This window comes from Pseudoalteromonas sp. 2CM41L (assembly GCF_023161905.1).
In the GTDB taxonomy this organism is placed as follows: domain Bacteria; phylum Pseudomonadota; class Gammaproteobacteria; order Enterobacterales; family Alteromonadaceae; genus Pseudoalteromonas; species Pseudoalteromonas atlantica.
In genome coordinates, this window is sequence record NZ_JALNTN010000004.1 from 223,444 (window position 1) to 236,424 (window position 12,981).

General features: G+C 41.8%; 9 protein-coding genes. 3 read left to right on the forward strand and 6 right to left on the reverse strand.

Annotated elements, in window-relative coordinates:
* Positions 1-200: 200 nt before the first annotated feature.
* Positions 201-1,580 (reverse strand): signal recognition particle protein, encoded by a 1,380-nt coding sequence (gene ffh, locus MTF64_RS07830; RefSeq protein ID WP_024031859.1) that lies wholly within the window; start codon positions 1,578-1,580, stop codon positions 201-203.
* A gap of 253 nt (positions 1,581-1,833) precedes the next feature.
* On the opposite strand from ffh, the gene ccsA reads away from it, so the two are divergent.
* Positions 1,834-2,640, forward strand: a complete 807-nt coding sequence (gene ccsA, locus MTF64_RS07835) for a cytochrome c biogenesis protein CcsA (protein WP_248451061.1) — start codon at positions 1,834-1,836, stop codon at positions 2,638-2,640.
* A 61-nt stretch (positions 2,641-2,701) separates the two neighbouring features.
* Positions 2,702-3,970 (forward strand): CNNM domain-containing protein, encoded by a 1,269-nt coding sequence (locus MTF64_RS07840; RefSeq protein WP_004587330.1) that lies wholly within the window; start codon positions 2,702-2,704, stop codon positions 3,968-3,970.
* 60 nt (positions 3,971-4,030) lie between these two features.
* On the opposite strand, the gene MTF64_RS07845 is transcribed toward MTF64_RS07840, so the two are convergent.
* Both MTF64_RS07845 and gshA read right to left on the reverse strand, forming a co-directional pair.
* The gene (locus tag MTF64_RS07845) at positions 4,031-4,642 is read right to left on the reverse strand and encodes a transglycosylase SLT domain-containing protein (RefSeq protein ID WP_024031857.1); all 612 of its coding nucleotides are present in this window, start codon (positions 4,640-4,642) and stop codon (positions 4,031-4,033) included.
* Between the two features lie 133 nt (positions 4,643-4,775).
* Complete coding sequence (gene gshA / locus MTF64_RS07850) at positions 4,776-6,362, reverse strand: glutamate--cysteine ligase (RefSeq protein ID WP_248451062.1); 1,587 nt, start codon at positions 6,360-6,362, stop codon at positions 4,776-4,778.
* A 616-nt stretch (positions 6,363-6,978) separates the two neighbouring features.
* On the opposite strand from gshA, the gene MTF64_RS07855 reads away from it, so the two are divergent.
* On the forward strand, positions 6,979-8,526 hold the full coding sequence (locus MTF64_RS07855; RefSeq protein WP_248451063.1) for a methyl-accepting chemotaxis protein: 1,548 nt from the start codon (positions 6,979-6,981) through the stop codon (positions 8,524-8,526).
* A 46-nt stretch (positions 8,527-8,572) separates the two neighbouring features.
* On the opposite strand, the gene clpB is transcribed toward MTF64_RS07855, so the two are convergent.
* From clpB to rluD, 3 genes are all read right to left on the reverse strand, one after another.
* A complete protein-coding gene (gene clpB / locus MTF64_RS07860) occupies positions 8,573-11,149 on the reverse strand; it encodes an ATP-dependent chaperone ClpB (RefSeq protein WP_248451064.1) in 2,577 nt (858 codons plus the stop codon).
* Between the two features lie 97 nt (positions 11,150-11,246).
* The gene (gene pgeF / locus MTF64_RS07865) at positions 11,247-11,978 is read right to left on the reverse strand and encodes a peptidoglycan editing factor PgeF (protein WP_055253021.1); all 732 of its coding nucleotides are present in this window, start codon (positions 11,976-11,978) and stop codon (positions 11,247-11,249) included.
* Complete coding sequence (gene rluD / locus MTF64_RS07870; RefSeq protein WP_004587336.1) at positions 11,978-12,955, reverse strand: 23S rRNA pseudouridine(1911/1915/1917) synthase RluD; 978 nt, start codon at positions 12,953-12,955, stop codon at positions 11,978-11,980. The genes pgeF and rluD overlap by 1 nt, the downstream gene beginning before the upstream one ends.
* Positions 12,956-12,981 lie beyond the last annotated feature (26 nt).

Sequence of the window (12,981 nt, forward strand, 5' to 3'; positions counted from 1 at the left end):
GTATGGGGAGCTGGGGAATTGTACGAGTTTTTAGCAACAATGCAAGTAAGAAGTGAAGCAAAAAGCCACTTTAGTAGGTTAAACTGTGATCTGAGCCACAATTAATAGATTATCATGCACCACGCGCATAATTTATTCAACAAAAAAGGGCCAATTAGCCCTTTTGTTATACATTATATAGCGGCTATTTAAGCGCTACATTAAAATTTAGGGCCACCGCCACCCATCATTCCAGGTGGTAACATGCCTTTCATGCCGCGCATCATTTTTTGCATGCCGCCTTTACCTTTCATTTTTTTCATCATTTTTTGCATTTGCGTAAACTGTTTTAGCAGTTTATTTATCTCTTGTACCTGTGTACCAGAGCCTGCGGCTATACGTTTTTTACGAGAGCCTTTAATAATCTCAGGACGCGCACGCTCTTGTTTGGTCATAGAGCTGATGATTGCTTCCATTTGAATGAAGGTTTTGTCACCCATTTGGCCTTTTACAGCATCGGGTAAGTTTTGCATACCAGGCAGCTTATCTAGCATCGACATCATGCCACCCATATTTTTCATTTGCTTTAATTGCTCTGCAAAATCATCAAGGGTAAAGCCGTTGCCTTTAAATACTTTTTCGGCGACCTTAGCTGCTTTTTCCTTATCGACTTTCATTTCGACTTCTTCGATTAATGAAAGTACATCCCCCATGCCTAAAATGCGCGATGCGATACGATCTGGATGGAACGGCTCTAGTGCATCCGTACGTTCACCCACACCCATAAATTTAATTGGCTTGCCGGTAATATGGCGAATAGATAAAGCAGCACCACCGCGTGCATCACCATCTGTTTTAGTTAAAATAACACCGGTTAGAGGTAGCGCTTCATCAAATGCTTTAGCGGTATTCGCCGCATCTTGACCCGTCATTGCATCAACCACAAATAATGTTTCGATTGGGTTGATTGCTTTATGAAGGTCTTTAATTTCGCCCATCATTTCGTTATCTACGTGCAAACGGCCGGCGGTATCGACTAAAACTACGTCTATAAATTTCTTTTTAGCATGAGAAATAGCAGCGGTGGCGATATCTACTGGCTTTTGCGAAATATCACTTGGGAAAAAATCCACGTCAACTTCGCTGGCAAGTGTTTCAAGCTGTTTAATAGCCGCCGGACGGTATACATCGGCACTAACAACTAGCACTGACTTTTTCTTACGCTCTTTTAAAAACTTAGCAAGCTTACCAACACTGGTTGTTTTACCCGCACCTTGTAAACCAGCCATCATAACAACGGCTGGCGGCTGTGCATTTAGGCTAAGCTCTTCGTTGGCTTCACCCATCGCTTTTTCAAGCTCTTCGCGCACTATTTTTATAAATACTTGGCCAGGGCTTAAGCTTTTAGTTACTTCAACACCTACGGCACGTTCTTTAACTTGCTTTACAAACTCGCGAACAACAGGCAGCGCAACGTCAGCTTCTAAAAACGCCATACGTACTTCACGTAGCGTGTCTTTAATGTTGTCTTCTGTTAAACGGCCGCGGCCACTAATATTTTTTAAGGTTTTACCTAATCGTTCTTGGAGGTTCTCAAACATGTAACGGTTCCGATAAGACGTTTATATTGACCCAATAAGCTCACGCTTATTTGCATTTTACTTATTAGATGGGAGCAATAGTATTAAATTTCAATTAAAAACAGTATACCGTAAATGATGGCGCACAATACAGTATTGAAGCACAGCTTATTGAGTTTCTTTTTTTAGGTCTATGCAATTGCTTTGCTATAAAATACAATGTGCTTATAACAACAAGAATTATTTGACTCTAATTATAAGTGGCCCAAGCACAATGCTGATTATTAGTTTAACTATTATTGCCAGTTTATTTTATGTGTTAGCAACGTCTCACGTGTTAACACGCCTGTTTCATCAACAAGGTCCTAGCCAAAAGGTAACGGTTATTTTAAGTACCGTGGCTATACTAGCGCACATGCTGCTGTTGGTTAATTCGGTGTTTCGCTCCGACGGGCAAGATTTAAGTATTGTTAATGTTGCACTGCTGACCTGCTGGGTTATTGTGGTGTCGGTGACTGCGGTGTCGTTAAAGTTCCCTGCTACATTACTGTTACCGGTTGTCTATGGCTTTGCAGCCCTACTCATCATTGCGAGTTTGTTTATACCGCACCATATTTTATTACAAAGCTTTAATATTGAAATAGGCCTTATCACACATATATCGCTATCACTGTTAGCATATTGCGTGTTAATTATTGCCACTTTATACGGCGTGCAGTTTTACTTTATTGATAAACGCTTAAAACGTAAAGATTTAGCAATTGTGCACAGCCATTTGCCACCATTAATGGTGGTAGAACGTCAGCTCTATCAACTATTAAACTTAGGTACGGTGTTACTTACCTTTGCCTTATTAACAGGGTTTGTGTTTTTAGATGGGATGTTTGCAAAAGAATTTATCCATAAAACCATTTTATCGCTTGTCGCATGGGTTATTTTTGTCACTGTTGCGCTTGGGCACATGAAAAAAGGCTGGCGTGGTAAACCTGTGGTTATTACCATCATGGTCGCTGCATTTATCCTCACACTTGCTTATTTTGGCAGCCGTTTTATACAAGAAGTGGTGTTAAATAAGTTTTAACTTGACTCTGTCAGCTCACTCTAGCTTAATACGCATTGGTTTATAAAAAAAGGATCCATCGTTGGACGACATATCGACAAGTACCTTGTTTATCATTTTAGGTTTATTGGTGCTTTTTTCTGCTTATTTCTCGGGTTCAGAAACCGGGATCATGTCAATTAATCGTATACGCTTGCGCCACCTTGCAAAAGAGGAACATCGCGCAGCTAAACGAGTCAGTAAATTACTTAGCCGTCCTGATAGACTCATTGGCCTAATATTAATTGGTAACAACCTTGTAAATATCGCTGCTGCCCAGGTAGCCACAATCATTGGTATTCGTTTATACGGTGATTTAGGTATTGGTATTGCAACCGGTGTGTTAACGCTAGTGGTACTAATATTTGCAGAAGTAACCCCAAAAACGCTTGCTGCGTTGTACCCTGAAAAAGTAGCCTTTCCAAGCTCTATTATTCTCAAAGGGTTACTCAAAATACTATTCCCATTTGTGGTTGTTGTTAACTGGATGACCAACGGTATTTTACGTCTATTTGGTATCAGCTCAGCACAAATAGATGAGCACAGCATGAGTAAAGAAGAGCTTAAAACAGTGGTGAATGAGTCAGGCGCATTACTGCCAGCTCGTCACCAAAGCATGCTGACCTCTATTTTAGACTTAGAGCAAGTGACCGTTGAAGATATTATGATCCCTCGTAACGAAATAGTGGCGATTGATATTAACGACGATTGGAAGCTCATTAGCCGCCAATTAACTCATGCTCAGCACACCCGTGTATTGCTTTATCGCGACAATATTGATGACGCGGTAGGTTTTATCCATTCGCGTGACGCTCTTCGTCTTTTAACCAAAGAGCAATTTGATAAACCGTCATTATTGCGTGCTGTACGTGAGATTTACTTTATTCCTGAGGGGACGTCCCTAAATACCCAGCTATTAAAGTTCCAACAATCAAAAGAGCGTATTGGTATAGTGGTTGATGAATATGGCGACATACAAGGTCTCGTAACCCTTGAGGATATTCTTGAAGAAGTGGTTGGCGATTTTACTACCACGCAAACACGTACGCCAAGTGAAGAAGTGACCACACAAAGCGATGGCTCTTACCTTGTTGATGGCGGCGCTAACGTGCGCGACTTAAACAAAGAGATGGGCTGGGAGTTTCCTCTTGATGGCCCTAAAACACTCAGCGGTTTAATTGTGGAATACCTAGAAGATATTCCAGATGCTAATTTAAGCCTTAAAATAGCCGGCTACCCTGTTGAGGTGTTAGAAGTAAAAGAGAATATGATCAAACAGGTAAAAATTAAGCCAAATCAACGTAAGTTGTAAGTGTAAATAATGCATTAAAAAAGGAGCCTTGGCTCCTTTTTTTGCTTTTAATATATGTAGTTAGCCAAAAAGCAGTCGCTCAAACCAGCCTTTATCAAGCTCCTCTTCACAACGTTTAAGCTGCGCACCATAACGGCTTGCGCGGTGTTTTACTTTATTAGCAACACTCATTAGCCACTTTTTCTTTTTATAGGTACCGCGCTTATAACCGCCCCACCCTTCGTGATAATTTAAGTATTGGGCGTAAGCATCCCATTTAGAGATACCATTTACTTTATGTGTTTTATAAACAAACCATGCCATAAAGTCGATTGCATCGTCAAAATCATCTCTGTCAGCCCCACTGTTACCCGTTTCACGAATATAGTCAGACCAAGTTGGAGTTTTTGCTTGTGAGTACCCGTAAGCATCACTGGCACGCCCAGTTGGAATTATCCATAAAAAATACTCCATGGGTGGTGCGGCATCATGACGAAACGAACTTTCTTGGTACATCATGCTCATAAGAACATGTTTAGGTGAGCCCCATTTTTCTTGTGCATCTTTTGCATCAAAGTACCAATCTGACTTTTCTTCAAAAATTTTACAAAGATCATTAGGTTGCTTTGGTGGCGCAGTGGCACACCCAGCTAAAGAGAGGGCAAAAGATAAAATAATTGCATTTTTTTTCATTTTTATAAGATCTCACTGAACTTTTTAAAAAAGCGTGGGTCTGAGTATATGAATGCAGCAGTATAGCATTGTTTCATCCCTGAAGAATATTTACGCAGCCACCTTGGGCTGCGTTTTTTTTGCTTAAAAAAGCTTAAGCGGGTGCTTTGGCATTAAAATATTCATCTAAAAAGTCAGTAAAGCTTAGCGTGTCGGCGCGCTCTATTTCTTCTCGCGCTTTATCCGAGAGTACAACTTGTTGCTCTAGCCATTCTTTAGAAAACACATTGTAGTTGGCGTGCGCATGGCTTTGCTTATATTTATTAGCCAATTGAATAGCAAATAAACCGTTATCTATACCCGCACTTTCTAGCTCGCGCACATAACGCCCTGAAAAAGTCAGCGCAGGGTTATCAACCCAAGTAGCCATTTGTGCGATGGTTTCGCTGTAATAGGTCACCCCATACGCCTTATCCATATGCTCAGCGACTTCTCTTAGTTGGTCAAAAATTTCTCTCCCCCAACTTTGTAACGTACGCTGTTGGTTGTTGTCGTTAAGCATAACACCTAACTGACGCCCCTGATTAACCACTGTGTCTAAATTCTCAGTGCTGCGGGCTTGCTCTTTCCACTGCATTTCTGGGGAGTCTTTTAACAAACAATACGTTAAAAACACATCTAAAAAATGAATTTGCTCTATATCAATACCCGTTTCACTAAACGGGTTTACATCCAGCGCTCTAATTTCAACATATTCAATGCCTGCTCTTAATAATGCATCCGTTGGTTTTTCACCACTTTTAGCATTACGTTTAGGGCGGATCGGCGAATAAAATTCGTTTTCGATTTGCAGAATATTTTTATTAAGCTGCTTAGGTGTTGCTGTGGTGTAGTCATCAATATCGCCGTATAAGTCAGAAGGCGTGTTGATTGCTTTTTTAAGCCCAGCAACGTACTCATCAAGCGAGTTATACATTACGCGTAATGAAGATTGCGCACTGTTGGTGTAACCTAAATCACCCAAGCGTAGCGCGGTTCCTACTTCTAAATAAAGTGTGCCTTTACCTAGCTTTTTAAACGGTAGGTCAGTTTTGCGCCCTTGTAAAAAAGAATTACATAATGCAGGTGAGGCACCAAATAAGTAACTAATTAACCAAAGCTCGCGTTTAAAATTACGAATAAGCGCTAAATAACCATCCGAAATAAATGCTTCTAGGCTTTGCTCACTTTGCTTTAAGGTGTGTAAAGATTGCCAAAGTGTTTCTGGAAAAGAAATATTAAAATGAACACCCGCAATCGCTTGCATCATACTACCGTAACGGTTTTTTAATCCTTCACGGTATAGGGTTTTCATACGCGCAGTATTTGAGTTACCAAATTGAGCCAGTACGATGTCATCTTGATCTTCAATAAAGCATGGCATACTGATGGGCCATAAAAGCTCATCACCCATGTGCTCAAGTGTAAACTTTTGCAGGTCTTTTAGTTGCGCTAAGGTTTCTGTCGCTGATTCACTAACAGGGGTAATAAATTCAAGTAGTGACTCTGAAAAGTCGGTAGTAATATGTCCGTTTGTTAATGCACTACCTACGCCTTTAGGATGTCCTAAAGTGGAAATGGCGCCATTACCTTTAATACGCAACGACTCTCGCTCAATACCACGTTTGATCCCTTTAATTGCGTGCTGATGCGGTGTTGCTGATAACGCGTTTAGCGCGCTAGATAAATCATGTATAGTCAAAAAATGCTTCCTCGGCCACGTGGCTTAATCTTAGGGTTATGGGGGCTAATTGCCCATACTCAAGATTAAATTGTTAAGAACAATATAATTTTTCAAAATTTTTAGCTATTTACCCTGTTGAGCATGCGCTTGATACAATAAGCATCAACCAGCAAGCTAATCTTGCCACTGCTCACGCTAATATACAATCGCTTTGCTAGGGCGTGTGGGCCTTTGTGAATTGAAATTTGTCCAAACTAAGGGCGATTCAATCGCGGTGCGATATTTGTAACCTAATGGGCTCGATAACTGCCCTGCGTTATTCTTATGACTTACATCCATGTAAGAATAAGTAAAAACCGAACAAAGCTTTCGCGTCCTGCTCTTACCCCTTGCCTAAAAACCAAACATACTGCTGTAAATTCAGCCACCAAAAACCTTCACGCCCCAAACATAAAGACCCTGAATTAATAGATTACACTTCATAAGCTTTAACATTTTAAACGCAGTATTTGATATAGATCATAAAAAGTCGCAATTTTGATGACAATTTTATTTAGCGCAGCGCCTTTACTTCACCTCCTTTTGTTTACCCAATACAATGACAAGTTAATTAAAAAGGATGGTTAAAACTAACATGCGTCATAATCAAAGCTTAATAAATGAAGAGGTTCACTTTAGTGATGCTCAGCAATTGGTATCCACGACCGATTTACGAGGAGTCATTACGTATGCAAATAAGGCATTTTGCGATGTAGCAGGCTTTAGTGCCCAGGAGCTGGTTGGTAAAAATCATAATATTGTGCGCCACCCAGATATGCCCAAAGCAGCATTTAAAGAAATGTGGAGTACGCTAAAAAGCGGCCACTCATGGCGCGCCATAGTAAAAAATAGATGTAAAGATGGGCGCTATTACTGGGTTGATGCATTTGTAACCCCTATTTTTGAAGGTGATCAGTTAGTTGGCTATCAATCTGTACGTACAAAACCAGATAAAAAACATGTTTTAACAGCCTATAAACTATACGAAAAATTAAATAGCGGTAAAGCCGCTTTTAATTTTAACGAACGCACACACTTGCGCCAAATGCTTACGTTAGCCGTTGTATTTAGCTGGCTAATAATGAGTGGGTTTGCCTTTTCAGCCATGGCAGCGGTTATCAACGTATTAATTTGCGTGCTTATTTTGGCCTTAAATTATCAAGAGCTTGTGGCAACCCCTGCTAAATTAAACACCTATAAACAGCATTCTGACTCTATCTCGCGCTATGTTTTTTGCGATAACTCACCGCTAAGTGTGAGTGACTATAAAGAGCAAATGTTACTTGCTAAGCTCAGAACTGTATTGGGGCGCGTAAAAGATGCTACCTATGCCTTTAATAACATTGCTGAAAACCTAGATGATAAATCGACGCTCACCGAAAAAGGCATTGAGGCACAAAGCACACAGCTTACACAAATCGCCACTGCTATGGCGCAAATGACCGCCACTATTGGTGAGATTTCGAATAGTACAACAACTACCGCCGACAAAGTTAATTCTACTCAGCACAGCTGCGCGGATATAAAACAACATATTGCTGATAACAAAAAAATGGTATCTGAGCTGGCAACTCACGTAGATCATGCAGCCAATACGGCTAATAACCTCGCGCAGGAAGCAGATAAAATAGGCCAAGTAATGAATGAGATAGAAGGTATTGCTGAGCAAACCAATTTACTAGCGCTTAATGCAGCAATAGAAGCCGCAAGAGCAGCCGAGCATGGCCGTGGTTTTGCCGTAGTTGCTGATGAAGTACGTGCTCTTTCTTCTCGTACGCAAAGTGCTACGGGGCAAATTCACAGCTCGATTAAAGATATACAGGATACATTGGTTAATTGGTCAAAGGTAATGCAAAGTACAAAACTACAAGCTGAGGGCTGCGTACAAACAACCGAGCAAACACACCAAGAGCTCGATAGTATATTCAATCAAATTAATGAAATAGCATTACTTACAAACAGTATATCGACGGCTGCAGAGGAGCAGCAGATGGTGAGCCATGATATTGCTAATAATGTAGATAATATAAAAGAGGTGAGTAACGAAAACTTAGCTTTAAGTTTTGACGTTGCTAAAGATGCCGCGGAATTAGTTGCCGGCTCTCAAAAAGTAAACAACCTACTTTATACATTTAAAGTATAAAGCAAGGCAATAAGCCGCCTGCTTGGCGGCTTATTGTGCGTCTATATTAGCGTTTTGAAAAAATCAGGCCCTGCTCATTTGCATCTATCACGACAATATCGCCAGGGTTGTACTCTCCCCCTAATAGCTGCTGAGCCAGTGGGTTTTCAATTGTTTGCTGAATAGCTCGTTTTAATGGCCGAGCACCGTAAACAGGGTCGAACCCGCTAGAGGCAATTTTTTCAAGCGCCGCATCACTTATCTCTAGTAAATAGCCCATTTCTGTTAAACGCTCACGCAATTTAACAAGCTGAATATCGGCAATTTCTTTAATATGCTCATTGGCAAGTGGATGAAATACGACGGTTTCATCAATACGGTTTATAAATTCTGGCCTAAATTCATTAACGAGCACATTCATAACTTTGCTCTTAAGCGTTGCGTAGTCGTTTTTACCCGCTTGCTCTTGAATAATATCTGAGCCTAAATTTGAGGTCATAATAATAACCGTATTTTTAAAATCAACCGTACGCCCTTGCCCATCAGTAAGGCGGCCATCATCGAGTACTTGCAATAAAATATTAAATACATCGGGGTGCGCTTTTTCTATTTCATCAAGCAAAATTACAGAATAAGGCTTACGGCGAACGGCTTCGGTTAAATAACCGCCTTCTTCGTAACCAACATAACCGGGAGGCGCGCCCACTAAACGTGCTACCGCGTGTTTTTCCATAAACTCTGACATGTCGATACGCACCATGGCATCTTCTGTATCAAACATAAAACCTGCAAGCGCTTTAGTAAGCTCTGTTTTACCCACCCCAGTGGGTCCTAAAAATAAAAATGACCCTATTGGTCGATTAGGATCGGCAAGCCCCGCACGAGAGCGGCGTATCGCATTCGCGACCGCAACAACTGCTTCGTCCTGCCCTATCACTTTACTGTGAAGTTGCTCTTCCATTTTTAACAGTTTTTCTCGCTCACCTTGCAGCATCCGCGATACTGGGATCCCGGTCCAACGAGAAAGTATTTCTGCAATTTCGTCCTCGCCTACTTGGTTTTTTAGTAAGCTCATTTCTTGCATTTCAGCTTGCGAGGCTAAATCAAGTTTTCGCTCAAGCTCTGGAATTCTTCCGTATTGCAGCTCCGACATACGCTGTAAATCGCTCGCTCGGCGGGCAACCTCTAAATCAAGGCGCGCTTGTTCAAGCTCAGCTTTAATTACTTGCGTGCCTTGTAACGAGGCTTTTTCTGCATTCCATACTTCATCAAGCTCTCGGTATTGCGCTTCTAAGTCGGTGATGAGCTGCTGCATTTCGCTGCGCCGCTTTTGGCTTGCATCGTCTTTTTCTTTAGCTAAAGCGTTATCTTCAAGTTTTAATTGAATAATACGGCGCTCAAGCTTATCTAAAGACTCAGGCTTAGAATCTATTTGCAAACGAATTGAAGAGCCAGCCTCGTCAATTAAATCAATGGCTTTATCTGGTAATTGTCGGTCACTAATATAACGGTGCGATAAATGCGCAGCGGCGACAATTGCCGGGTCAGTAATATCCACCGAGTGATGTAACTCGTAGCGCTCTTTTAAGCCGCGTAAAATGGCAATGGTGTCTTCAACTGAGGGCTCTTCAACCAATACTTTTTGAAAACGACGCTCAAGTGCGGCATCTTTTTCTATGTATTGGCGGTATTCATCAAGCGTAGTGGCGCCCACACAGTGTAGCTCCCCTCTAGCAAGCGCTGGCTTTAACATATTGCCAGCATCCATAGCGCCATCGGTTTTACCTGCGCCCACCATAGTGTGAATTTCATCAATAAATAAAATCACTTGGCCTTCTTCTTTAGCCAGCTCGTTGAGCACCGATTTTAAACGCTCTTCAAATTCACCACGGTATTTAGCACCCGCCACCAGCGCGCCTAAATCTAGCGATAAAACACGCTTACTTTTTAGGCCCTCTGGCACTTCGCCATTTATAATGCGCTGCGCTAACCCCTCTGCAATAGCCGTTTTACCTACCCCTGGCTCACCAATAAGCACGGGGTTATTTTTAGTACGGCGCTGCAAAACTTGAATCGTGCGACGGATTTCGTCATCTCGCCCAATAACGGGGTCGAGCTTACCTTGCTCTGCGCGCTCGGTTAAATCAATGGTGTATTTTTCAAGTGCTTGTCGGGTTTCTTCGGCGTTAGGGTCATCGACCTTTTGGCCACCGCGAATTGCTTTTATAGCACTTTCTATTTTAGTTGCAGTGATATTAAGCGCTCTAAAAATATCACCTAAAGGGCCTTTGTCGTCACAGGCCGCTAATACAAATAATTCGCTCGAAATATACTTATCTTTACGTTTTTGCGCGTACTTATCACATAAGTTAATAAGCGAAGCCATGTTATTAGAAAGCTGTACGTCGCCCCCTACTCCTTCAACTTTAAACAGCTTTTCTATTTCTTGAGAAAGCTTGGTGTTGAGCTCATCCGCACTCACGCCTGCTTGTGCAAGCAAGGCGCGCACGCTAGAGCCATTTTGCTGTAAAAGCGCATACATTAAATGTACGGGTTCAATAAATTGATGATCGCGCCCTAATGCTAGCGACTGAGCATCTGAAAGCGCAGATTGAAATTTACTTGTGAATCTATCTAAACGCATGAGGGTTTACCTATTTAATAAACTAATTGCTTAATAAATGGGTATGTTAATAGAATTGTTCAAGGTGTTAAGAAGAATATTGTGGGGAAATAGTGTTTTATTTGCGCCAGATCAAACTTGCCATACGTCCTGTTTTACCTTCTCGCCGATAAGAGAAAAACAATGATGGCTGAGAAACAGTACAATAATCGCCTCCGCTAATATTAATAACGCCTAATTGCTCAAGCTCAATGCGAGCGATTAGGTAAATATCGCACAAGTATTTATTATTGCTTTGTAATTTAAACGCCTCTTTAAACAACGAGGATTTTGCAATAAATCGCGTAGCAACCTCGGCGCCCACTTCAAATTGCTCAGCACCAATAGCAGGCCCAAGCCACGCATATATTTGCTTACTAGGCGCGCTAAAACAGGCAAGCGTATTTTTTATGATCCCTTTTTCAAGGCCGCGCCAACCACCATGCACTGCTGCAACTTCATGGCCATCATGACTTGCAAACAGAATAGGCAGGCAATCTGCACTCATAATAGCAAGAGGCTGATTTTTAACTTTTGTATACAACGCATCAGCACTGTGTAATGTTTGAAAATTAAAATCTGCATCAACGCAGAGCACATCGCCACTATGCACTTGATTAAGCCACAGTGGCGGGTTTGGCAGGGATTGCTCAACCAAAGCACGGTTTTTTAGCACATGCTCTGGATCATCATCAACATGTAGGCCTAAATTTAAGCTATTAAAAGGCGGCTTTGACACGCCGCCTTCTCGTGTGGTACTGAGCGTACCTACCGAGGTTAAATTAGGCCAAGGTGCTGACAAAAAAGCCATTAATACTCTATGTTAGGGTTAGCTTTGGTATCTTCTCTAAGCACCTGAGTCATTGCCACCATGTCATCTGGAATAGGCGCTTGCCAGGTCATCATCTCGCCCGTAATAGGGTGCGCAATACTCAATTTTACTGCGTGTAAGGCTTGGCGATTAAATGTACGTAACATTTCAAACAGCTCTGGCGTAGCACCTTTAGGTGGACGAGGACGCCCGCCGTAGGCTCTATCACCAATTAACGGGTGGTTTATATACGCCATATGAACACGAATTTGGTGTGTACGGCCGGTTTCTAGGCGAAGGCGTAAACGTGTATGAGCACGGAATTTTTCAGCAACACGGTAATGTGTAATAGCAGGCTTACCCATTTCGTGAACTGCCATGTGTGTACGCTGCGTTGGATGACGGCCAATCGGCTTTTCAACCATGCCACCTGCGGTCATAGTACCATTACATAAAGCTTCGTATTCACGCGTAAAGTTTTCGCGTTTTTGCAGTGCTTTAACTAAATGTGTTTGCGCCTGAATAGTTTTAGCCACCACCATTAAGCCTGTGGTGTCTTTATCTAGACGGTGCACAATACCAGCACGCGGTACGTTAATAATATCCGGAAAATGATGCAGCAATGCATTTAGTACTGTGCCATCTGGGTTACCTGCACCTGGGTGAACGACTAGGCCCATAGGTTTGTTGATAACCAAAATATCATCATCTTCATAAACAATGTTTAATTTGATATCTTGTGCTTCGTATTCGCGTGGTGCTTCAATGCTGGTTTCAACATTTACAACTTCACCACCGAGTAGTTTTTCTCGAGGTGTGTTATAGATTTCACCGTCAACGGTGATTTTATCATCCAATATCCATGTTTTTATACGTGAACGTGAATAATCAGGGAACAATTGCGCTAATACTTGGTCTAGACGTTTACCACCTAACTCGGTAGGAACCTCGGCTTGAAGTGAAATTTGTTCTGACATTAGTAACTTTACCCAATTTACCAGTG